Below are 21,616 nucleotides of genomic sequence, written 5' to 3'. Positions count from 1 at the left end.
AATCGCCTACGGACGGCGGAGCGCGTCGGCGGCGTCGGTGCCGCCCGCGAGCTCGCTCTCCAGGAGCTGCTTGCCGAGGAGCTGCGGGTCGGGCAGCTCCATCGGGTACTCGCCGTCGAAGCAGGCACGGCAGAGGTTGGGCTTCTGGATGGTGGTCGCCTCGATCATCGCGTCGAGCGAGATGTACGAGAGCGAGTCCGCGCCGAGCGAGGTGGCGATCTCGTCGACCGTCATGCCGTTGGCGATCAGCTCGGCCCGCGTGGCGAAGTCGATGCCGAAGAAGCACGGCCACTTCACCGGCGGCGAGGAGATCCGGATGTGGACCTCCGCCGCGCCGGCCTCGCGGAGCATCTTGACGAGGGCGCGCTGGGTGTTGCCGCGGACGATCGAGTCGTCGACGACCACGAGGCGCTTGCCGCGGATGACTTCCTTGAGCGGGTTGAGCTTCAGGCGGATGCCGAGCTGGCGGATCGTCTGCGAGGGCTGGATGAACGTCCGGCCCACGTAGGCGTTCTTGACCAGGCCGGAGCCGTACGGGATCCCGCTGGCCTCGGCGTATCCGACGGCGGCGGGCGTGCCGGACTCCGGCGTCGCTATCACCAGGTCGGCGTCGACCGGGGCTTCCTTGGCCAGGCGCCGGCCCATCTCGACACGCGAGAGGTAGACGTTCCGGCCGGCGATGTCGGTGTCCGGGCGCGCCAGGTAGACGTACTCGAAGACACAGCCCTTGGGCTTCGCTTCCGCGAATCGGGAGGTGCGCAGGCCGTTCTCGTCGATCGCGATGAGCTCGCCCGGCTCGACCTCGCGGACGAAGCTGGCGCCGCAGATGTCGAGGGCGGCGGTCTCGCTCGCGACCACCCAGCCGCGCTCCAGGCGGCCGAGGACCAGCGGGCGGATGCCCTGCGGGTCACGGGCGGTGTAGAGGGTCCCCTCGTCCATGAAGACGAGGGAGAAGGCGCCCTTGACCTTCGGGAGGACCTTGGTGGCCGACTCCTCGATCGTCAGCGGCTTGCCGTCCTCGTCGGTCTGCCCCGCGAGCAGGGCGGTGACCAGGTCGGTGTCATTGGTGGCGGCCACCTGGGTGGCCCGCCCGTCCTGACGGGGGAGGTCGGCGACCATCTCGGCAAGCTCGGCGGTGTTCACCAGGTTGCCGTTGTGACCCAGGGCGATCGAGCCGTGGGCGGTCGCGCGGAAAGTGGGCTGCGCGTTCTCCCAGACGGAGGCCCCGGTGGTCGAATAGCGGGCGTGACCGACCGCGATATGACCTTGGAGCGAGCCGAGAGAGGTTTCGTCGAAGACCTGGGAAACGAGGCCCATGTCCTTGAAGACGAGGATCTGGGAACCGTTGCTCACAGCGATTCCCGCGGACTCTTGTCCGCGGTGCTGCAATGCATACAGTCCGAAGTAGGTGAGCTTGGCGACCTCTTCACCCGGAGCCCAGACACCGAAGACGCCGCAAGCGTCCTGGGGGCCCTTTTCGCCGGGGAGCAGGTCGTGGTTGAGTCGTCCATCACCACGAGGCACGCTCCCGAGTGTAGGCGAGATCGACCACTGGTCCGAATTGGGGACGGCCGGGAAATGTCACAGCACGGAGGGTGACCGGACCCCTCCGTCTCGGTATGCGGATCACCTTGTTGACATGCACGAAGGCATTCGTACAAGCTCTCGGCTCATGCAGCCCCTCGGTGACCGCACCGTCACCCTCGTCGAGCGCCGGCACGTGGACCTGGTCCGTGTCGCGAGCGCCATCTGTCGCTGTTCCGCGTAGCCGCAACTCGTCTCCGCCCTTTCTCATTTCCGCTCCGCCCCGCCCTGCTCCGCCGTGCCCCGCGCCGTCCCGCGCCCCGCCCGGAGCCGGCCGGCGGACCGTGCCTTGGAGTACCTGTGTCTTCGTACGAGAACAAGCTGTCCCGTCGTGCCTTCGGAGGCGCCGTCGGCGTGACCGCGGCGACCGCCGCGGTGGGGCTGGGAGCCGCCCCCGCCGAGGCCGCGGAGGCCGTCGACGCCCGGGCCGCGGGCCCCCGGGAACGGGAGTTCCGGGCCGCCCCCGGCCGGCGTTCCCGCAGGCCCAACATCCTCTTCATCCTGGGTGACGACCTGGGCTGGGCCGACCTGTCCGCGTACGGCTCCCCGCACATCAGGACCCCGAACCTGGACCGGCTGGCCCGCGAGGGCGTCCGGTTCACCGACGCCTACTCGGGCTCGGCGACCTGCTCGCCGACCCGGTTCAGCCTGTACACCGGGCGCTACCCGGGCCGTACCAAGGGCGGGCTGGCCGAGCCGATCGCGGACAAGTCGGTGGGCCTGGACCCCACGCACCCGACCCTGGCCTCGCTGTTGAAGGGGGCCGGCTACGCCACCGCGCTGATCGGCAAGTGGCACGCGGGTTACCTGCCCGACTACAGCCCGACCCGGTCCGGCTGGGACGAGTTCTTCGGCAACTTCGGCGGGGCCCTGGAGTACTACTCCAAGCTGGGTCTGGCCGGTGAGTACGACCTCTACGAGGGCGACGCCGAGTACAAGGACCTGCGGTACTACACGCGGATCATCACGGAGCGGGCGAGCGAGTACGTCTCCAGCGACCACCACGGCAGGCCGTGGCTGCTGAACCTCAACTTCACCACCCCGCACTGGCCGTGGATCGCCGACGGGGACACCGAGGAGAGCGCCGAGATCGTCCGCCGGATCAAGGCGGGCGACGGCCGCGCCCTGTGGCACCAGGACGGGGGCTCCGTCGAGAAGTACAAGGAGATGGTCGAGGACCTCGACCGCTCGGTCGGCGAGGTGCTGAAGGCGCTGAAGCGCTCCGGCCAGGAGGAGGACACCCTGGTCGTCTTCTCCAGCGACAACGGCGGCGAGCGCTTCTCGTACAACTGGCCGCTGTCCGGCAACAAGGCCTCCCTGCAGGAGGGCGGGATTCGGGTGCCGAACATTGCGCGCTGGCCCGCCCGCCTCGACGGCGGCCAGGTCAGCCACGTTCCCGTGTTCAGCCCCGACTGGACCGCGACCCTGCTGGAGGTCGCCGGGGCCCGCCCGCACCCGGCCTACCCGCTGGACGGGGCGAGCCTGGCCGGCTACCTGCTGCGCGGCGAGAAGGTCGCCGAGCGGGACCTGTTCTGGCGGGTGCGGGGGGAGCGGGCGCTGCGCCGCGGCGACTGGAAGTACTACCGCGGCAAGGCGGGCAAGGACCAGCTGTTCCACCTGGCCGGTGACGTCCGCGAGCAGGCCGACAAGGCCGCCGTGGACCCGGCCCGCCTGGCACAACTGCGTACGGCCTGGGAACGCGTGGACGCCCAGCTCCTCCCGTACCCGGGCTGAGCCCCGCCGCCCGCGCGCAGCCCCGTACAGGTCACTCGGCTGCGGAGGAGGCCTTGGCGGTCAGGCCCTTGCCGTCGGGGGCGGTGAGGGTGAGGGTCCGGCCGTCGATCTTCGTGGTGAGCGGGCCGCTGCCGAAGAGCGCGGTCAGCGTCCGCTCGACCTCGCCCGCCGGGCCCTCGCAGGCCATCCGGGTCGTGGTGAGCGGGCCGAAGGTGACCGTGGGACCGTCCACGGTCGCCTTGGCGCTGAACCGGTTGCAGCCGAGGGTCCCGCCCGCGGTGCCGTCCGCGGCGATGGCGAAACGGGCCTTGCCGGCGGCCTCGGCGGGCACCGAGGACACCGTCTCCCCGCTGATCAGCGAGTCGACGGTCCAGTCCGTGACGATGAGGGGGGCGTCCGGGTCGCGGGGCTGCGAGGTCATGGCGATGGTGCTCCCGTCGGCGGTCTTCAGGGTGAGCCGGTCGGGCCCCCGGTCGATCGTCAGCCGGCCCGAGAACAGCTTGGCGAAGGCCGTCTCGAATTCCATGTCCGGGCAGGCCATGGTGGTCGACATGCCGGGGGTGACGGTCAGGGCGGAGGTGCCGTCGAGGACGACCGCCGCCCGGAAGCCGTTGCAGCCGTAGCTGCCCTTGGCCGTGTCCTGCGCGAGGTCGACGCGGGCGGACTCGGGAGCGTGCAGGGTGCGGCCGCCGGTGGTCAGGGACTCGACGGCCCAGGAGCCCACGACGGCGGGCAGCGGGGCGCTCCCGTTCTCCCCGGACGGGCCGCAGCCGGCCAGAGCGAGGGCGAGTGCGAGGACGAGGGCCGGGCCCGCGGAGCGGTGGACGTGCCGGAAGGTACGCATGCCCCTGGGACGGACGGGACGCCGGGTCGGTTCCGTCATGGCCGCGCTCAGCTCATCAGCGGCAGCAGCGCGGACAGGTCGGCCCGCTCGCCACTGGCCCTGACCCGCGCCCCGTCGAGTGCCTCGGCCCATCCCGTACGGCCGGTCGCGAGCCGGATCCAGGTGAGCGGGTCGGTCTCCACCACGTTCGGCGGGGTACCGCGGGTGTGGCGCGGCCCCTCGACGCACTGGACCACCGCGAAGGGCGGGATCCGTACCTCGACCGCACCGCCGGGGGCCTTGAGGGCGAGGGCGTCGGCGAGCAGCCGGGTGCAGGCGGCCAGCGCCTGCCGCTCGATCGGGACGTCCAGTCCGGCGGCCCGGTTCAGGTCGTCGGTGTGGACCACCAGCTCGACGGTCCGGGTGACCAGGAAGTCGGCCAGGGTCATGTCCCCGATCCACAGGTCCAGCACGCGGGCGTCCGGGTTCGCCGCGAGCGCCGCGGCCATGCGGGCGGCCGCCCGCTCGTACAGCTCGGGCAGCGGGGCGCCGGCGAGGGTCTCCCGGGCCGCTTCGGAGATCTTCCCGGCGAGGGAGGCGGTGGCGAAGGGCCATTCGACGGCGGACAGTTCGGCGACGGCGGCGGGCGGCCGGGCGAGGCCGGCGGCCAGCGAGTCCGCGATCCAGGCGACGTGCGCGGCGAGGTCGGCGACGGTCCAGTCGCCGAGCCCGCTGGGCCGTGCCAGCTGCTCGGGCCCCAACTCCCCGACGGCTTCGCCGACATGCGCGAACTGCGCGGTGACGGCCGTGCGGATCCTGGCGGGGTCGAAGGTGCGCTGCTTCTTCCTGGCGGGCGGCATGCGGTGACCCTATCCGGGCGGCGCCGGCTGCGTGCGGCCGCACCGCGCGTCCCGGGCAGCGCCGAGGCCCCGCCCACGGGGTGGGCGGGGCCTCGTACGCGCTGCGGGGATCAGGCCAGCAGGGCCGGGATCGTCGCCTCGTGGGCCTCGCGGAGCTCGGCCAGCGGGAGGGTGAACTCGCCCTGGACCTCGATCTCCTCGCCGTCCACCACGCCGATGCGGGCGACCGGCAGGCCCCGCGCACCGCACATGTCGGTGAAGCGGAGCTCCTCGCTGCGCGGTACGGCCACGATGGCCCGGCCCGCGGACTCGGAGAACAGGAAGGTGAAGGCGTCCAGGCCCTCGGGCACCACGATCCGGGCACCGTTGCCGCCGCGCAGGCAGGACTCGGTGAGCGCCTGGATCACGCCGCCGTCGGACAGGTCGTGGGCGGCGTCGATCATGCCGTCGCGGGAGGCCGAGATCAGGATCTCGGCGAGCAGCTTCTCGCGCGCCAGGTCCACCTTCGGGGGCATGCCGCCGAGGTGGTCGTGGACGACCTGGGACCAGGCCGAGCCGCCGAACTCCTCGGCCGTGTCGCCCAGCAGGTACAGCAGCTGGCCGGCCTCCGCGAACGCCATCGGCGTACGGCGGTTGACGTCGTCGATCACACCGAGGACCGCCACGACCGGGGTCGGGTGGATGGCGATGTCACCGGTCTGGTTGTACAGCGAGACGTTGCCGCCGGTCACCGGGGTGCCCAGCTCGAAGCAGCCGTCCGCGAGACCGCGGGTGGCCTCGGCGAACTGCCACATGACGCCCGGGTCCTCGGGGGAGCCGAAGTTCAGGCAGTCGGAGATCGCCAGCGGCTTGGCGCCGGTCGCGGCGACGTTGCGGTACGCCTCCGCCAGCGCGAGCTGCGCGCCCGTGTACGGGTCGAGCTTCGCGAAGCGGCCGTTGCCGTCGGTGGCCATGGCCACGCCGAGGTTCGACTCCTCGTCGATGCGGACCATGCCCGCGTCCTCGGGCTGCGAGAGCACCGTGTTGCCCTGCACGAAGCGGTCGTACTGGTCGGTGACCCAGGACTTCGAGGCCTGGTTCGGGGACGAGACCAGCGCCAGGACCTGCGCGCGGAGCTCCTCGGAGGTCTGCGGACGGGGCAGCTTGCCCGCGTCGTCGGCCTGGAGGGCGTCCTGCCACTCGGGGCGGGCGTACGGGCGGTGGTAGACCGGGCCCTCGTGGGCGACCGTGCCCGGGGGCACGTCCACGATCTGCTCACCGTGCCAGAAGATCTCCAGGCGCTCGCCGTCGGTCACCTCACCGATGACGGTGGCGATGACGTCCCACTTCTCGCAGATCTCCATGAAGCGGTCGACGTACTGCGGCTCGACGATCGCGCACATGCGCTCCTGCGACTCGCTCATGAGGATTTCCTCGGGCGAGAGCGTCGCGTCGCGCAGCGGGACGGTGTCGAGCTCGACGCGCATGCCGCCGGAGCCGGCGGAGGCGAGCTCGGAGGTGGCGCAGGAGAGCCCGGCGCCGCCGAGGTCCTGGATGCCCGCGACCAGCTTCTCCTTGAAGATCTCCAGGGTGCACTCGATGAGGAGCTTCTCCTGGAAGGGGTCGCCGACCTGGACGGCGGGGCGCTTGGTCGGCTTGGTGTCGTCGAAGGTCTCGGACGCGAGGACCGAGACGCCGCCGATGCCGTCGCCGCCGGTGCGGGCGCCGTAGAGGATGACCTTGTTGCCGGGGCCGGAGGCCTTGGCGAGGTGGATGTCCTCGTGCTTCATGACGCCGATGCAGCCGGCGTTGACCAGCGGGTTGCCCTGGTAGCAGGCGTCGAAGACGACCTCGCCGCCGATGTTGGGCAGGCCGAGGCAGTTGCCGTAGCCGCCGATGCCCGCGACCACGCCCGGCAGGACGCGCTTGGTGTCGGGGTGGTCGGCCGCGCCGAAGCGCAGCGGGTCCACGACGGCGATCGGGCGGGCGCCCATGGCGAGGATGTCGCGGACGATGCCGCCGATGCCGGTGGCCGCGCCCTGGTAGGGCTCGATGTACGAGGGGTGGTTGTGCGACTCGACCTTGAAGGTGACCGCGTAGCCCTGGCCGACGTCGACGACGCCGGCGTTCTCGCCGATGCCGACGAGCATGGCGTCGTTCTGCGGGACCTTCTCGCCGAACTGCTTCAGGTGGACCTTGCTGCTCTTGTACGAGCAGTGCTCGGACCACATGACCGAGTACATGGCGAGCTCGGCGCCGGTGGGGCGGCGGCCGAGGATCTCCCGGATGCGGGCGTACTCGTCCTCCTTGAGGCCGAGTTCCTTCCACGGCTGGGAGGCGTCCGGGGTTTCGGTGGCGTTCTTGACGGTGTCGAGGCTCATGCGCTGACCAGCTTCTTCAGGACCGAGGTGAAGAACGGGAGGCCGTCGGTGCGGCCGGTCCCGATCAGCGGCTCGACCGCGTGCTCGGGGTGCGGCATGAGGCCGACGACGTTGCCCGCGGCGTTGGTGATGCCGGCGATGTCGCGCAGCGAACCGTTCGGGTTCACGTCGACGTACCGGAAGGCCACGCGGCCCTCGGCCTCGAGCTCGTCGAGGACGCGCTCGTCGGCGACGTACCGGCCGTCCATGTTCTTCAGCGGTACGGAGATCTCCTGGCCGGCGGTGTAGTCGCCGGTCCACGCGGTCTCCGCGTTCTCCACCCGCAGCTTCTGGTCGCGGCAGATGAAGTGCAGGTGGTTGTTCCGGAGCATCGCCCCCGGCAGCAGGTGGGCCTCGGTGAGGACCTGGAAGCCGTTGCAGATGCCCAGGACGGGCATGCCGCCCCTGGCCTGCTCGATGATGGTCTCCATCACCGGCGAGAAGCGGGAGATGGCCCCGGCGCGCAGGTAGTCCCCGTAGGAGAAACCGCCCGCGAGGACGACCGCGTCGACCTGGTGCAGGTCCTTGTCGCGGTGCCACAGCGAGACGGGCTCGGCCCCGGCGAGGCGGACGGCGCGCAGCGAGTCACGGTCGTCGAGCGTTCCGGGGAACGTGACGACTCCGATGCGAGTGGTCACCGTCAGGCCTCGACCTTCACGGTGAAGTCTTCGATGACGGTGTTGGCGAGGAACGTTTCGGCCATCTTGTGGATGCGGTCGAGGGCGGCCTGGTCGACCGGTCCCTCCACCTCCAGTTCGAAGCGCTTCCCCTGGCGGACGTCGGCGATCCCTTCGAAGCCCAGGCGCGGCAGTGCACGCTGCACCGCCTGGCCCTGGGGGTCGAGGATCTCCGGCTTGAGCATGACGTCGACTACGACGCGTGCCATCGGGCACTCCCGTGTGGTGGTTGGTGCGAAGGCGGTTCCCTCAGCGTACCCGGCCAAAATTTCTACGCGGGTAGATATGCGAAGGGTGCGATCACCACGCCGTTTCGACTTCACCAACGCTTCGCAAAATCCGCCGGAAAACCGCGTACCCGGCATTGCGGCAGGACACGCGGAGAGAATTAACTGGGCTTCGCAATGCAATGGGAATCGGGGTACAAAGGAATCACTCCGGGCGAGTGACTTTTGCCGCTTCGCAACGGGGGATGAATGATGCATTGCCCCGAAACATCCACACAGGCGACATCGCCCCACGTCAACAGGTGGCGGCGTCGCACGAAGGGACCGATATCCGTGGCGCAGCGCGTAGTAGTCACGCTCTCCGACGACATCGATGGCGGAGAAGCGGCGGAAACGGTCGTGTTCGCTCTGGACGGTAAGTCGTACGAGATCGACCTCAATGTGGCCAACGCAAAGAAACTGCGGAAGGGCCTGGCCCCCTTCGTCGCCGCCGGCCGGCGCCAGTCGCGCTCGGGGAAGGCCTTCAAGCACACCTCCGTCGCCCCCGACCCGGCGGTCGTCCGGGCCTGGGCCCGGTCCAACCAGTACGACGTGCCCCCGCGCGGCCGCATCCCGAAGAAGATCTACGAGGCCTACAACGCGGCTCACTGAGGGCCGATTTGCCATCCACCCCCATCCGTCGGCTAGTGTGTGGATCACGCCAAGGGGCCAGGCCGCAGGTCAGAGCCTCCGAGGTCGTGCGGGTGTAGTTCAGTAGCAGAACATCCCTCTTCCAGAGGGAAGGCGCAGTGTGCGATTCCTGTCACCCGCTCTGCATGGCTTTCCGACCACCACGGTGGATCGGGTAGAGTGATGCACGCACCGCCCCGGCGGTGCACTGCTTGCGGACGTAGCTCAGTTGGTAGAGCACCACCTTGCCAAGGTGGATGTCGCGCGTTCGAGTCGCGTCGTCCGCTCTGTACAGAGAAGGCCCCGATCATTGCGATCGGGGCCTTCTTCGTGCTTCCTTCGTGCTTCCCTCGCGCTTCCTTGGCATTCCTTCCCTTTCTCCTCTTCGTCCCGTCCCGGGGCGCGGGCGGCCACCCTGACAAATGTCATCGCGGGCCATGACAGCGCGCACTGCCGACCCGGTCCGGCCGCCCCGAGGCTGGGGACATGACCGATACCGTGATCGAAGCCCAGGACCTGCGCCGCGGCTACGCCGGCGGCTTCGAGGCCGTCCGGGGCGTCTCCTTCTCCGTGGCGCGCGGCGAGGTGTTCGCCCTCCTCGGGACCAACGGCGCGGGCAAGACCTCCACCGTCGAGCTGCTGGAGGGACTGGCCGCGCCGAGCGGGGGCCGCGTGCGCGTCTTCGGCCTCGATCCGTACACGCGGCGCGACCGGGTCCGCCCGCGCACCGGGGTCATGCTCCAGGAGGGCGGTTTCCCCTCCGACCTGTCGGTCGCCGAGACCGTCCGGATGTGGGCCGGGCTCACCACGGGCGCCCGCCCGGCCGGGGAGGTGCTGGACCTGGTCGGCCTGGGCACCCGGTCCTCCGTACGGGTCAAGCAGCTGTCCGGCGGCGAACGGCGGCGCCTCGACCTGGCGCTGGCCCTGCTCGGCCGGCCCGAGGTGCTCTTCCTCGACGAGCCGACCACCGGCATGGATCCCGAAGGCCGCCGGGACACCTGGGCGCTGGTACGGGAGCTGCGCGCGCAGGGCGCCACGGTGCTGCTGACCACGCACTACCTGGAGGAGGCCGAGGAGCTCGCGGACCGCCTCGCGATCCTCCACGAGGGCGAGCTCGTCCTCTCGGGCACCCCGGCCGAGGTCACCGCCACCCGGCCGGCCAGGATCCGCTTCACCCTGCCGGACGGGGTGCCCACGGCCCGGCTGCCGCTGACGCTGCGCGCGGCGGCCTTCGGACAGCGCGTGGAGATCCGTACCGGACGGCTCCAGGCGGACCTGACCGAGCTGCTGGGCTGGGCCCGCGAGAGCGGAGTCGTACTGGACGGGCTCGACGCCCGGTCCGCCTCCCTGGAGGAGGCCTTCCTGGAGATCGCGGAGGGCCGCCGCAGCGCCGGCCGCCGCACCGAGGACACGCCTGCGGAGATCCGATGAACACCCTGACCCCGAACCCCGGCCGGCTCGTCGCGCTCGGCCGCTCCGAGATCACCCTGCTGGTGCGCAACCGGGCCGCGCTCGGCGTGGCCTTCCTGATGCCCCTGCTGATGGTGTTCGTCCTGCGCTCCTCCCTCAGCGGGGTCGACGGCGCGCAGACCGTCGGCGAGGCCACCGTGACCGGCGGGATCGGCATGGTGCTGATCCTCGTCGTGTACATGAACCTGGTCTCGGCCTACGTCGCCCGGCGCGAGGAACTCGTCCTCAAGCGGCTGCGCACCGGCGAGGCGAACGACCTGGAGATCCTCGCCGGGACCGCGCTGCCCTCCGCCGTCCTGGCGCTCGGCCAGATCGCGGTGCTCGCGGTGGCCGGCGCGGCCGTGCTGGACGTGCGCACGCCCCGCAACCCGCTGCTGCTCGTGGCGGCCGTCGTCATCGGTGTCCTGCTGCTCGCCGGGCTGTCCGCGCTGACCAGCGCCGTCACCCGCACCGTGGAGACCGCCGGCTTCACCACGCTGCCGCTGTTCCTGCTGAGCGTGCTCGGCTCGGGGCTGTTCATGCCGGCGGACTCGCTGCCGGACCTGGCGGCCTCCCTGTGCGAACTGCTTCCGTTGAGCGGGGTGATGACCCTCGTGCGGGCCGGCTGGAGCGGCGGCGTGGAGAGCGGCGACCTGCTGGGGGCCGGGCTGGGTGCGCTGGCCTGGACCGTGATCACCGTGTTTGCTGTCCAGCGGTGGTTCCGCTGGGAACCGCGCAGGTAGGGCGAGTCGGGGGACGGGGAGACGCGGAGATGGCGAAGCTGACGGGGTGGTGGAAGAACCGCAGCAGTGCGGGAAAGCTGGAGCTCTACACCCGGTGGTCGTTCCACCTCTTCGTGCTCCTGGAGATCGTGTCCTTCGGGCTGCTTCCGCTGGTCGCCGCGGCCGGCAGGTCCTCGGTCCTGGTGCCCGGCACGCTCTTCGTGATGCTGTGCGCCCACGCCGTGCTGTGCGGGGTGCTCAACTCCAGGGCGCTGGACTGGGTGGTGGGGCGACGCGAACGCCCGGTCCGGCTGGCGGTGTTCCTGGCCGTCGCGACGGGCGCCGCCACCTTGGCCGTCCTCGCCCTGGAGGCCACGGGAAGGATCGCGGACCCCTCGGCGGCTCCGGCGCTGGTGTCCGGGCTGACCGCCTTCGGCTCCGGCTCGCTGGTGCTGTCCCTGAGGTCGGTGCGCAGGATGCGGTACGTGCCCCCGGCCGCGGCGACCGGGACGAGCCTGGCCGCACTCGCCCTCGGGCTGCCCGCCGGAGAGGTCTTGGGGTATCTCGTCGGGATCCTGCTGGGCAGCCTGTTCTTCTGCTTCACCAGCGGGTTCTCCGCGTGGCTGCTGAACACGGTCTACGAGCTGGACCGCTCCCGCGAGGTGCAGGCGCGCCTCGCGGTGGCGGAGGAACGGCTGCGCTTCGGGCGCGATCTGCACGACGTGATGGGCCGCAACCTGGCGGTGATCGCGCTCAAGAGCGAGCTGGCCGTCCAGCTGGCGCGGCGCGATCGGCCGGAGGCGGTGGAGCAGATGATCGAGGTGCAGCGCATAGCCCAGGAGTCCCAGCGGGAGGTACGGGACGTGGTGCGGGGCTACCGGGAGGCGGATCTCGCGGTGGAGCTGGAGGGGGCGCGCGGGGTGCTGAGCGCGGCCGGCATGGACTGCCGGGTCGACTTCCGGGCCGGCCGCGAGCTGCCCCCCGAGGTCCAGTCGGCGCTCGGCTGGGTGGTCCGCGAGGCGACGACGAACGTACTGCGGCACGGGGACGCGCACCGCTGCCTGATCCGGCTGTCCGCCCCGGAGACCGGCCCCGTGACGCTGGTGGTGGAGAACGACGGGGCGCCCGACACCCCGGCCGGGCCGCCCGGCTCGGGCCTGGCCGGGCTGCGGGAGCGGCTCGCGGCACTGGACGGGACCCTGCAGGCGGGCTTGGTGGGCGACGGCCGGTTCCGGCTGCTCGCGGAGATCCCGGACCGGGAAACGCAACGACTGGAGGTGCGGGCGTGAGCCCCGTACGCGTACTGCTCGCCGACGACGAGCACCTGATCCGCGGGGCGCTGGCGGCCCTGCTCGCCCTGGAGGACGACCTGCTCGTCGTCGCGGAGGCGGCCTCGGGCCCCGAGGCGCTCGCCATGGCGCGGGCGCACCGGCCGGACGTCGCGGTGCTGGACCTGCAGATGCCCGGCGCCGACGGTGTGAGCGTCGCCACATCGCTGCGGGCGGAACTCCCCGATTGCAAGACCATGATCGTGACGAGTCACGGTCGTCCGGGCCACCTGAAGCGGGCCCTGGCCGCGGGGGTGCGGGCCTTCGCCCCGAAGACCGTCTCGGCGCAGCGGCTGGCCGAACTGATCCGGACCGTGCACGCGGGCGGTCGTTACGTGGACCCGGAGTTGGCGGCCGACGCCATCAGCGCGGGGGACTCGCCGCTGACCGCGCGGGAGGCCGAGGTGCTGGAACTGGCGGCGGACGGGGCACCGGTCGCGGAGATCGCCGAGCGGGCCGCGCTGTCACAGGGGACCGTACGGAACTACCTGTCCTCGGCGGCGACGAAGCTGGGTGCCGAGAACCGGCACACGGCGGTGCGTCTCGCACGCGAGCGAGGTTGGGTATAGTGGTTCTCGCGCTACGGCGCACCTGCGGACATAGCTCAGTTGGTAGAGCACCACCTTGCCAAGGTGGATGTCGCGCGTTCGAGTCGCGTTGTCCGCTCTGCAGTGAAGAAGCCCCCGGTCCTCGGACCGGGGGCTTCTTGGTGTCTCAGGACCAGGTCAGGCCGGTGAGCCGCTCGTACGCCTCGATGTACTTGGCGCGGGTCTGCGCGACGACCTGCGAGGGGAGGGCCGGCGGCGGGAACTCGCTCTTCGGGTCCCAGCCGGAGGCCGGGGACGCCAGCCAGTCGCGGACGTACTGCTTGTCGAAGGAGGGCTGCGAGCGGCCCGGCTCCCACTGGTCGGCCGGCCAGAAGCGGGAGGAGTCCGGGGTCAGCACCTCGTCGGCGGCGACGAGGCTGCCGTCCTTCGGGTCGAAACCGAACTCGAACTTGGTGTCGGCCAGGATGATGCCGCGCTCGCGCGCGATGTCCCGGGCGCGGCCGTACACGGCCAGGGTGGTCTGGCGCAGCAGCGCCGCCGTCTCGGCGCCGGTGGTGCGCGCCACCTCCTCGTAGGAGACGTTCTCGTCGTGCTCGCCGACCTCGGCCTTGGCCGCCGGGGTGAAGATCGGGCCGGGCAGCTCGGAGCCGTCCACGAGCCCCTCGGGAAGGCCGAGCCCGCACACCGTACGGGTCTGCTTGTACTCGGCGAGTCCGGAGCCGGTCAGGTAGCCGCGGGCCACGCACTCGACCGGGACCATGTCCAGATTGCGGCAGATCAGCGTGCGACCGGCCCAGTCGGCGGGGGCGCCGGCGGGCAGGTCGGTGGAGATGACGTGGTTCGGGACGAGGTCGGCGAGCTGGTCGAACCACCACAGGGAGAGCTGGGTCAGGACGCGGCCCTTGTCCGGGATCTCGGTGGGCAGGACCCAGTCGAAGGCGGACAGGCGGTCGCTGGCGACCATGACGAGGCGGTCGTCCTCGTCGCGGTAGAGGTCGCGCACCTTGCCGGTGTGGAGGTGGACGAGGCCCGGAACCTGAACCGGCTCGGGCTTTTCGACGAATCCGGACACGGGGTCTCCCTGTGGTTCTGTATGAAGCGCACCCCGATTCTCGCGCACCTTCGTCCCCTCCTGTGGACAGGGGTGGGTCGGTCGCGGGTCAGTCGTGCTTGCAGATCCGGTCGAGGAGGTTGGCGGTGGCCCGCTGCACCCGCTCGTCGACGTGGCCCGGGCGGTCGAGGGCCGGGGACCAGGCGAAGGTGCCGGAGGCGAAGACCAGGGCGCCGCTGGGCGCCCGGTAGAGGGAGGTCTCCTGGTGGCGCCGGTGACCCTCGCTGTCGAGGTACGGGGAGTGCGCCAGCAGGATCCGGTCCTGGTGCTCGGGGAGCTGGGTGCGCGGGAAGTACCGGTCGGCCTCGCCCGCGACCAGGCCGGGCAGCTCGTCGTTCTCCCCGGCCCCGGTGGAGTCCCAGAGCCAGTGCGTGGCGTTGCGCACGATCAGCGGCGCGGGCTCGGGGACCCGGCCGGCGTACTGGATGCCGAGCAGCTGCTGCTCCGGGCGGTCGACCTCGCGCCACAGGCTGGGGCGGCCCGGACCGCGCCGTTTTCGGCAGGTGAGGAGCCGGTCCGCGTCCCCGGAGGGGGAGGGGGAGAGCTCGACCTGCCAGTACATGGTGTTGGCGGAGAGGAAGACGAGCGAGGTGCCGTGCAGGCGGGCGCGCTCGACGGTGCGGCGCATGGGGGCCGACCAGTACTCGTCGTGGCCGGGGAAGACCAGGCCGCGGTAGCGGGTGGGGTCGACACGGCCCGCGTGCAGGTCGCGGGTGTCGGCGTAGGCGATGTCGTAGCCGTAGCGCTCGGCCCAGCGGATGAAGTCGTAGGCGTGGCCGACGTGCAGGGGCAGGCCGGCGCCCGCGTAGGGGCGGTCGAAGGAGACGGTGTGGGCCGCGTCCTGCTCGCCGAGCAGCCGGCCGTCCTCGTCCCAGGCGTGGTAGAGGCTGGCGCCGGTGTGACCGTCCTCCGGGTAGAGGTTGTACGCCTGCCAGGTGATGTCCGGGAGCAGGAGCAGGAGGTCGGCGGGGTGCTCGTCGCGGACCGTGAAGGGGATGTGGGAGCGGTAGCCGTCCGCGGTGGTCAGGACGGCGACGTACGCGCCGACGCTCCAGTAGGAGGGGACCTGCAGCCGCCAGGACAACCACCAGTGGTGGCAGGAGACGGTGCGGTCGGCCGCCAGGGGGGCGGGCTGGACGATGCCGGACAGCCGCGGGCTCGTGGTGATCTTGGAGGCGCCGTCGCCGCCGTAGTGGCCGATCCGGTAGACGTCGACGGAGAACTGCTGGGGCGGGTCGACGGTGATGTGGAAGTCGATGGCTTCGCCGGGGGTGACGGCGCCGGTGGAGGCGAACCCCTTGATCTGGCGGTGCACGTCGTCGGCGGTGCGGGGACCGCCGTTGCCGCGGGCGCGGGGGATCCGGCCGGTGCCGGCGGCCGCGGCGGCCGGGTCCACGTACCAGGGGACGACGTGGCCGGTGTCGTCGAAGTAGAGCTCGCTCCCCCGGAACCAGGGCAGGGGGCCCTGCCCGAACGGGTCGGTCACCGCGTGCGCGAGCGCCCCTGACTCCCAACGCCGGATCTGGTCCGCACCCATGACCGCTCCCCTCCCTCGCTCCCCCGAACGGGCGTACATCGTCTCGGCGCGCGGCACGTTCCCTGCTGAGACGGCAGTTCCCGGACACCCCGGTTCAGGACATCCAGCCGCGACCGATCCCAGCACATCACATAACGCACTCAGTCCGTCACCGTTCGTCGCGAATTGACGGGACCGGAACATTCGCATCCGCTTTTTCGTACGAGCCGTACCCCTCCGGGGGCGGCGATCGGGGCACGCTCGGGGCCCGCGCGGACCGGTCCGGGCCCGGCTCAGACCAGCCGGACCGGCTTCTCCGGGCGCACGCCGAGGTCGGCGAGCCAGTCCCGCAGCGGTTCCGGGTTCCCGTCCTCGACCAGGCACATCACGCGCGGGGCCAGGTCGGAGCGGCGGTCGCCGCCGACCAGCAGGACCGGCCCGTCGAGCCAGTCCAGTCCGGGGGCGGCCCCGGCCGAGTCCACGGCCGCGCAGCACACCATCGCGGTCACGTGGTCGGCCAGCAGGTCCCGGCCGCTGCGTGGCGGCTGGAGCGGGAACAGCGGCACGGCGTCCGCGCCGCGCGCCTTCCCGGCGCCGGCGGCAGGACCGGCGGCCCGCTCCTCGCGGGCCAGGTCCCCGCTGAGCCGGCCGGCCAGGGCCTCCGAGGCCGCGCCCGCGCCGGTGGGGTCCGTGAGGTAGCCCAGCACCCGCTCCAGCGTGGGTCCGGCGAAGCCGTCCACGGCGGGCCGGGCGGCGCAGGTGGCCTCGATCGTGGCCGGTCCCGCCGCCGCGGCCGCTGCCGGGGCGCCCGATGAGTTCAATGCGGCAGGTGCGGCCGGTGCGGCCGCCGTGCCGGGCGCTCCGGGGCCGGCGGACCCGGCGGGCCCAGCGGGTCCGGGGGAAGCAGCGGCGGGTCCGGCGGGCCGGCCCGCCGGGACGGCCAGGGCGTCCAGCGCCGCGTGCAGCCGGGCCGCCTCCGCACGCCACTTGCGGTCCACGACCTCCTCCGGATACGCCGTCCAGTCCACCGGGGACCAGTCCGGCCCGGTCTCGGCCGGCCCGCCGTGGAAGAGGCGCGCGGCCAGCAGCGACGTCGCCTCGTCGACCACTCCGGGCTGCTCCAGCAGGTCACAGGCGGGGCGCTCGCCGAGCCGCGAGGTGAACCCGTCGGCCAGCCGGTCCCGCCGCGACAGCTCGGTCAGCGCGGAGACCACTCCGGCGTCTAGGTGCGCGGGCCAGCGGCCCATCCGCCAGGCGGGCAGCGCGACCCGGGTCAGCAGCCGGTCCCAGCCCGCGTAGGCGAGGCCGACCTGCTCCTGGGCGACGATGCGCAGCCCGTAGTCCACACCCTGTGCACGCTCCGAGGCGGCCGCGGCCACCCCGCGCTCCATCTCGGTGGCGTCCGTCCGGCACAGCCGCAGCAGCAGCCGGGCCGGGGCGCCGATCCAGCCGAGCCCGCGCCGGTTGCCCACGTCCACGGCCGCGTCCAGGCCCCGTACGAAGCCGCGCGCGTCGGCTATGTCCGGGTGCGCGGAAGGTCCCGTACCGGCGACGACCGGCGCGAGGACGGCCCGTAGCTCCGCGACGCGCATCCACCACAGGAACGGCGAACCGATCACCAGCACGGGGGCGGCACCCTGCTCGGACTCCGGGCCGGCGGATATGGCGCCGCGGCGGTGGGCCGCGTGGGTGCGGTCCTCCAGCCAGCTGTCGCAGTCCGGCGTCAGGGCTATCGCGGAGGGCGGCGGCACGTCCATGCGGTCGGCCAGGTCCCGCACCAGCCGGTAGAGGTCGGGCGCTGCGGCCTCCGACAGCGGCACCGTCGGCGTGACGGCGGGGCTCGCCCGCAGCACCACCGCGCCGAAGACGCCGCCGACGAGCAGCACCACGGCCGCGAGGACGCACACGACGAGGGTCACCACGGGCCAGGGGTCACCGGCCAGCCGGCCCGTCGTCCGGGCGGCCACCAGCACCACCGCGAGGGCGGCGGGCAGCAGCCCGACGGCCAGGGCCCTGCTGCGTACCCGCAGCACGGCGAGAGCGCGGGAACGTGCGGACGGCACGCCCGCTTCCATGATCGAACCGGTTCCGGACACGGCCGGACCTCACCCCCTCTGCCCTGCGGCGACGTTGCTCACTCCCCCACTGTGACACCCGCCACTGACATCGCAATGCCGGTGGGCCAAGTGCCGGAATGCTTGGCATCGCACCCTAGTTGGGGCACGCCCGGCCGTCAGGCGGACGGGGTGACGATCACCCGATGGAATGGCTTTGGGTAAAGGTGGGTGCGTTCGAACGCGGCCGGATGCACTCGCACGCGAACACGCCCGCGGGCCCGGGCGCAGCATCTGCGCACCGGGCCCGCGGGTCAGCGGAGCCGCTGGTCAGCCGAGCCCGGCGGCCTTCGCCGCGATGTCCGTACGGTGCTGCGAGCCGTCCAGCCGGATGCGCGCCACCGCCTTATACGCCTTCTCGCGGGCCTGTGCCAGATCGGAACCGGTCGCCGTCACGGACAGCACGCGGCCGCCCGCGCTGACGATCGCGTCGCCCTCGCGCCGGGTCCCGGCGTGCAGCACGTACGCGTCGGGCGCGTCCTCGGCGGCCACCTCGGCCAGGCCCTCGATCGGGTCCCCGGTGCGGGGGGTCTCGGGGTAGTTGTGGGAGGCGATGACCACCGTGACGGCCGCGTCGTCGCGCCAGACGAGCGGCTCCTCGGTGTCCAGGGTGCCGTTGGCGGCGTTCAGCAGCACGCTCGCGAGCGGGGTGCGCAGCCGGGCCAGGACCACCTGGGTCTCGGGGTCGCCGAATCGGGCGTTGAACTCGATGACGCGCGTACCGCGGCTGGTGATCGCGAGGCCGGCGTAGAGGAGCCCCGAGAAGGGGGTGCCGCGGCGGCGGAGCTCGTCGACGGTGGGCTGGAGGACCAGCTCCATGACCTCGTCGACCAGCTTCGGGTCGGCCCAGGGCAGCGGGGAGTACGCGCCCATGCCGCCGGTGTTCGGGCCCTGGTCGCCGTCGAGGGCGCGCTTGAAGTCCTGCGCGGGCTGGAGCGGGACCACGGTGACGCCGTCGGTGATGGCGAAGAGGGAGACCTCGGGGCCGTCGAGGTACTCCTCGATGACCACGCGGTCGCAGCCGAGCGCGTGGGCGCGGGCGGCGGCCAGGTCCTCGGTGACCACGACGCCCTTGCCGGCCGCGAGTCCGTCGTCCTTGACGACGTACGGGGCGCCGAAGGCGTCGAGGGCCGCGTCGATCTCTTCCGGGGTGGTGCAGACGTAGCTGCGCGCGGTCGGGACCCCGGCCGCGGCCATCACGTCCTTGGCGAAGGCCTTGGAGCCTTCGAGCTGCGCCGCCTCGGCGGACGGGCCGAAGACGGGGATGCCCGCGGCGCGCACGGCGTCGCCGACCCCGGCGACCAGCGGGGCCTCCGGGCCGACGACGACCAGGTCGGCGCCGAGTTCGGTGGCGAGGGCGGCGACGGCGTCGCCGTCGAGGGCGTCGACCGGGCGGAGCTCGGCCACCTCGGCGATGCCGGCGTTGCCGGGAGCGCAGTACAGCGCGGAGACGTCGGGGTCGAGGGACAGAGAGCGGCACAGGGCATGTTCGCGGGCGCCGCCGCCGATGACGAGGACCTTCACGCCGCCCAGGGTAGCCCGGCCCCGGTGGCGCGTTTCGTGCGGCCACCCAATCGGGAGGCCCTACTCGTTCGTGTATTCCTCCACAACGGTGGCTCCCAGCTCGCGCACGATCAGGTCGTGTCCGGTCAGGGCGCTCTCCACGAGGTCGGGATCGTCCTCCTCCGCGAAGTCGTCCTCGGGGGCCACCGGCGGGGGCGCCTGCTGTACGGGGGGCTGCGGGGCCGGGGCCGACTGCTGGTGCGGCTGCTGCTGCGGGTACTGGGGCGCGGGGGCCGCCTGCGGGGACGGCTGCGCCGGCGGCGGGTTGTAGGCGGGGGGCGGCGGGGCGGCGTAGGAGGAGGAGCCCGGGGCCATGGGGGCCGGGCCCCCGCCGCCCACGACGGCGTCGATCTTCCAGTTGACCTGGAACTGCTCGGCCAGGACCGCCTTGAGCACGTCCTCGCTGCCGCTGCTCGCGAAGTTGTCGCGGGCTCCGGCATTGGGGAAGCCGAGCTGGAGGGTGGTGCCGTCGAAGCCGGTGACCTGGGCGTTCTGACTGAGCAGGATCCAGGTGAAGCGGCGGCGGTTCTTCACGGCCTCCAGGACGCCGGGCCACATCGCCTGGACCTGCCCCGCACCGGCGGCCATGCCGGGGGAGGGGGCGGCGGCGGCCGGGGCTGGCGCCGGGGCCGGTGCGGCTGCTGCGGGCGGGGCGACGGGCGCGGGCGCGCCCTGGCCGGGGGCGGACGCGCTGGGCCAGGCACCGGCGGCCGGGGCTGCGGCGGGTGCGGGTGCGGCCGGCGTCGCGGGGGCGGCGGCTCCGGGCCAGGCGCCGGGGGCGCCGCTGCCGGGCTGGGCGGCTCCGGGCCAGGCCCCGGGCGCGGGGGCTGCGGGGGCGGGCGCGGGGGCGGGCGCGGCCGGAGCCTGGGCGGCGGGCGCCGGCTGGACCGGGGCCTCCGGCTGCGCGGGAGCCCGTACCGGCGCGGGCGCGGGCACCGCGGCGGGCGGCTGGACGGCAGCGGCGGCGGCGCGCGCGGCGGCGACACCCCCGCCGGGACCGGCGGGGGCCATGGCGTGCGCCTCGGGCCCGGGCACGTAGCCCATGGCGGGCGCGGCGGCGGGCGCAGCGGCGGCCCCGCCGCGCTCCAGCCGGTCGAGCCGGGCCTGGAAGGACCGCTCGTCGTCGAAGGCGGCGGGCAGCAGCACGCGGGCGCAGATCAGCTCCAGCTGCAGCCGCGGCGAGGTCGCGCCGCGCATCTCCGTGAGCCCGGTGTTGACCAGATCGGCGGCGCGAGACAGCTCGGCGGCCCCGAACACGGACGCCTGGGCCTGCATCCGCTCCAAGACGTCGGCGGGGGCGTCGATCAGCCCCTTCTCCCCGGCCTCGGGCACGGCGGCCAGGATGACGAGGTCGCGCAGCCGTTCCAGCAGGTCGGCGACGAACCGGCGCGGGTCGTTCCCGCCTTCCACCACCCGGTCGACGACCTCGAAGGCCGCCGCTCCGTCGCGGGCGGCGAAGGCGTCGATGACGGAGTCGAGCAGGGAGCCTTCGGTGTACCCGAGCAGGGAGGTCGCCATGGCATACGTCACACCGTCCTCACCCGCGCCGGCGAGCAGCTGGTCCATGACGGACATCGAGTCACGCACGGACCCGGCGCCGGCGCGCACGACGAGCGGCAGCACGCCGTCCTCGACCGTGGCGCCTTCCCGCCCGCAGACCTCGCCCAGGTAGTCCCGCAGGGTGCCGGGCGGCACCAGCCGGAAGGGGTAGTGGTGCGTCCGGGACCGGATGGTCCCGATCACCTTCTCCGGCTCGGTGGTGGCGAAGATGAACTTGAGGTGCTCCGGCGGCTCCTCGACCACCTTCAGCAGGGCGTTGAAGCCCGCCGAGGTGACCATGTGGGCCTCGTCGATGATGTAGATCTTGTAGCGGCTGGACGCCGGCCCGAAGAAGGCCTTCTCGCGCAGGTCACGGGCATCGTCCACGCCACCGTGCGAGGCGGCGTCGATCTCGATGACGTCGAGGGACCCCGGCCCGTTCCTGGCGAGGTCCCGGCAGGACTGGCACTCCCCGCAGGGCGTCGGAGTGGGACCCTGCTCACAGTTCAGACACCGGGCGAGGATGCGCGCGCTGGTGGTCTTCCCGCACCCGCGCGGCCCGCTGAACAGGTACGCGTGATTGACCCGGTTGTTCCGCAGGGCCTGCATCAGCGGTGCAGTGACATGCTCCTGCCCGATGACCTCGGCGAACGACTCGGGGCGATAGCGGCGGTACAGCGCAAGGGACGACACGTCTACGAGGTTATCCGGGCCCACCGACAACAGCGGCCCGCCGGCGCCACGAAGGCCCCC

General features: G+C 72.7%; 18 protein-coding genes and 3 tRNA genes. 10 read left to right on the top strand and 11 right to left on the bottom strand.

Going from position 1 to position 21,616, the window contains the following annotated elements:
- Window positions 1–6 precede the first annotated feature (6 nt).
- The gene (gene purF, locus ACFYP3_RS22785) at window positions 7–1,524 is read right to left on the bottom strand and encodes an amidophosphoribosyltransferase (RefSeq protein WP_267033687.1); all 1,518 of its coding nucleotides are present in this window, start codon (window positions 1,522–1,524) and stop codon (window positions 7–9) included.
- A gap of 148 nt (window positions 1,525–1,672) precedes the next feature.
- Between purF and ACFYP3_RS22780 the strand changes: the two genes are divergently transcribed.
- Both ACFYP3_RS22780 and ACFYP3_RS22775 read left to right on the top strand, forming a co-directional pair.
- Window positions 1,673–1,768: a putative leader peptide gene (locus ACFYP3_RS22780; protein ID WP_324617183.1), complete on the top strand. Its 96-nt coding sequence runs from the start codon at window positions 1,673–1,675 to the stop codon at window positions 1,766–1,768.
- Between the two features lie 116 nt (window positions 1,769–1,884).
- Complete coding sequence (locus ACFYP3_RS22775; protein ID WP_388835391.1) at window positions 1,885–3,318, top strand: sulfatase; 1,434 nt, start codon at window positions 1,885–1,887, stop codon at window positions 3,316–3,318.
- 31 nt (window positions 3,319–3,349) lie between these two features.
- Here ACFYP3_RS22775 and ACFYP3_RS22770 read toward each other — a convergent pair whose 3' ends face one another.
- The 5 genes from ACFYP3_RS22770 to purS all read right to left on the bottom strand — a co-directional run bounded on the left by ACFYP3_RS22770 (window position 3,350) and on the right by purS (window position 8,286).
- On the bottom strand, window positions 3,350–4,162 hold the full coding sequence (locus tag ACFYP3_RS22770) for an META domain-containing protein (protein ID WP_388835388.1): 813 nt from the start codon (window positions 4,160–4,162) through the stop codon (window positions 3,350–3,352).
- A gap of 47 nt (window positions 4,163–4,209) precedes the next feature.
- A complete protein-coding gene (locus ACFYP3_RS22765) occupies window positions 4,210–5,001 on the bottom strand; it encodes a sterol carrier family protein (protein WP_388835385.1) in 792 nt (263 codons plus the stop codon).
- A 110-nt stretch (window positions 5,002–5,111) separates the two neighbouring features.
- Window positions 5,112–7,361, bottom strand: a complete 2,250-nt coding sequence (gene purL / locus ACFYP3_RS22760) for a phosphoribosylformylglycinamidine synthase subunit PurL (RefSeq protein WP_388835382.1) — start codon at window positions 7,359–7,361, stop codon at window positions 5,112–5,114.
- Window positions 7,358–8,038: a phosphoribosylformylglycinamidine synthase subunit PurQ gene (gene purQ, locus ACFYP3_RS22755; RefSeq protein WP_388835379.1), complete on the bottom strand. Its 681-nt coding sequence runs from the start codon at window positions 8,036–8,038 to the stop codon at window positions 7,358–7,360. Before purQ ends, purL begins: the two co-directional genes overlap by 4 nt.
- A gap of 2 nt (window positions 8,039–8,040) precedes the next feature.
- Window positions 8,041–8,286 (bottom strand): phosphoribosylformylglycinamidine synthase subunit PurS, encoded by a 246-nt coding sequence (purS, locus tag ACFYP3_RS22750; protein ID WP_030009438.1) that lies wholly within the window; start codon window positions 8,284–8,286, stop codon window positions 8,041–8,043.
- Between the two features lie 351 nt (window positions 8,287–8,637).
- On the opposite strand from purS, the gene ACFYP3_RS22745 reads away from it, so the two are divergent.
- The 8 genes from ACFYP3_RS22745 to ACFYP3_RS22710 all read left to right on the top strand — a co-directional run bounded on the left by ACFYP3_RS22745 (window position 8,638) and on the right by ACFYP3_RS22710 (window position 13,138).
- Complete coding sequence (locus ACFYP3_RS22745; RefSeq protein ID WP_388835376.1) at window positions 8,638–8,955, top strand: Lsr2 family protein; 318 nt, start codon at window positions 8,638–8,640, stop codon at window positions 8,953–8,955.
- An 88-nt stretch (window positions 8,956–9,043) separates the two neighbouring features.
- A tRNA-Gly gene (locus ACFYP3_RS22740) sits at window positions 9,044–9,115 on the top strand.
- Window positions 9,116–9,187: 72 nt separating this feature from the next.
- Window positions 9,188–9,260 (top strand) — tRNA-Gly (locus ACFYP3_RS22735).
- 199 nt (window positions 9,261–9,459) lie between these two features.
- Window positions 9,460–10,404: an ABC transporter ATP-binding protein gene (locus ACFYP3_RS22730; RefSeq protein ID WP_388835373.1), complete on the top strand. Its 945-nt coding sequence runs from the start codon at window positions 9,460–9,462 to the stop codon at window positions 10,402–10,404.
- On the top strand, window positions 10,401–11,165 hold the full coding sequence (locus tag ACFYP3_RS22725; RefSeq protein WP_388835370.1) for an ABC transporter permease: 765 nt from the start codon (window positions 10,401–10,403) through the stop codon (window positions 11,163–11,165). The genes ACFYP3_RS22730 and ACFYP3_RS22725 overlap by 4 nt, the downstream gene beginning before the upstream one ends.
- A gap of 29 nt (window positions 11,166–11,194) precedes the next feature.
- Window positions 11,195–12,433 carry a sensor histidine kinase gene (locus ACFYP3_RS22720; RefSeq protein WP_388835367.1) on the top strand — a complete coding sequence of 413 codons (1,239 nt, stop codon included), beginning with the start codon at window positions 11,195–11,197 and terminating at the stop codon, window positions 12,431–12,433.
- Complete coding sequence (locus tag ACFYP3_RS22715) at window positions 12,430–13,041, top strand: response regulator transcription factor (RefSeq protein ID WP_030707959.1); 612 nt, start codon at window positions 12,430–12,432, stop codon at window positions 13,039–13,041. Before ACFYP3_RS22720 ends, ACFYP3_RS22715 begins: the two co-directional genes overlap by 4 nt.
- 24 nt (window positions 13,042–13,065) lie before the next feature.
- Window positions 13,066–13,138: transfer RNA gene (locus tag ACFYP3_RS22710), tRNA-Gly, on the top strand.
- Between the two features lie 48 nt (window positions 13,139–13,186).
- Here ACFYP3_RS22710 and ACFYP3_RS22705 read toward each other — a convergent pair.
- From ACFYP3_RS22705 to ACFYP3_RS22685, 5 genes are all read right to left on the bottom strand, one after another.
- The gene (locus ACFYP3_RS22705) at window positions 13,187–14,092 is read right to left on the bottom strand and encodes a phosphoribosylaminoimidazolesuccinocarboxamide synthase (protein WP_388835363.1); all 906 of its coding nucleotides are present in this window, start codon (window positions 14,090–14,092) and stop codon (window positions 13,187–13,189) included.
- An 88-nt stretch (window positions 14,093–14,180) separates the two neighbouring features.
- Window positions 14,181–15,668 (bottom strand): N,N-dimethylformamidase beta subunit family domain-containing protein, encoded by a 1,488-nt coding sequence (locus ACFYP3_RS22700; protein ID WP_388835360.1) that lies wholly within the window; start codon window positions 15,666–15,668, stop codon window positions 14,181–14,183.
- Window positions 15,669–15,940: 272 nt separating this feature from the next.
- Window positions 15,941–17,722 (bottom strand): hypothetical protein, encoded by a 1,782-nt coding sequence (locus ACFYP3_RS22695; protein WP_388835480.1) that lies wholly within the window; start codon window positions 17,720–17,722, stop codon window positions 15,941–15,943.
- 309 nt (window positions 17,723–18,031) lie between these two features.
- Window positions 18,032–19,285, bottom strand: coding sequence for a phosphoribosylamine--glycine ligase (purD, locus tag ACFYP3_RS22690; protein ID WP_388835357.1), 1,254 nt, complete (start codon window positions 19,283–19,285; stop codon window positions 18,032–18,034).
- 60 nt (window positions 19,286–19,345) lie between these two features.
- Window positions 19,346–21,556 (bottom strand): DNA polymerase III subunit gamma and tau, encoded by a 2,211-nt coding sequence (locus tag ACFYP3_RS22685; RefSeq protein WP_388835354.1) that lies wholly within the window; start codon window positions 21,554–21,556, stop codon window positions 19,346–19,348.
- Between the last annotated feature and the right edge of the window lie 60 nt (window positions 21,557–21,616).

Origin of the sequence: Streptomyces sp. NPDC005533 (assembly GCF_042871845.1) — a bacterium.
Lineage (GTDB): Bacteria > Actinomycetota > Actinomycetes > Streptomycetales > Streptomycetaceae > Streptomyces.
The sequence above is the reverse complement of the archived record's forward strand: the minus strand, read 5'-3'. Positions and strand labels throughout refer to the sequence as shown.

Coding starts and splice junctions, on each gene's coding strand:
- ACFYP3_RS22780 (WP_324617183.1), top strand. CDS start 1,673: ATGCAGCCCCTCGGTGACCGCACCGTCACCCTCGTCGAGCGCCGGCAC.
- ACFYP3_RS22770 (WP_388835388.1), bottom strand. CDS start 4,162: ATGCGTACCTTCCGGCACGTCCACCGCTCCGCGGGCCCGGCCCTCGTC.
- ACFYP3_RS22765 (WP_388835385.1), bottom strand. CDS start 5,001: ATGCCGCCCGCCAGGAAGAAGCAGCGCACCTTCGACCCCGCCAGGATC.
- purL (WP_388835382.1), bottom strand. CDS start 7,361: ATGAGCCTCGACACCGTCAAGAACGCCACCGAAACCCCGGACGCCTCC.
- purS (WP_030009438.1), bottom strand. CDS start 8,286: ATGGCACGCGTCGTAGTCGACGTCATGCTCAAGCCGGAGATCCTCGAC.
- ACFYP3_RS22730 (WP_388835373.1), top strand. CDS start 9,460: ATGACCGATACCGTGATCGAAGCCCAGGACCTGCGCCGCGGCTACGCC.
- ACFYP3_RS22725 (WP_388835370.1), top strand. CDS start 10,401: ATGAACACCCTGACCCCGAACCCCGGCCGGCTCGTCGCGCTCGGCCGC.
- ACFYP3_RS22720 (WP_388835367.1), top strand. CDS start 11,195: ATGGCGAAGCTGACGGGGTGGTGGAAGAACCGCAGCAGTGCGGGAAAG.
- ACFYP3_RS22700 (WP_388835360.1), bottom strand. CDS start 15,668: ATGGGTGCGGACCAGATCCGGCGTTGGGAGTCAGGGGCGCTCGCGCAC.
- ACFYP3_RS22695 (WP_388835480.1), bottom strand. CDS start 17,722: ATGGAAGCGGGCGTGCCGTCCGCACGTTCCCGCGCTCTCGCCGTGCTG.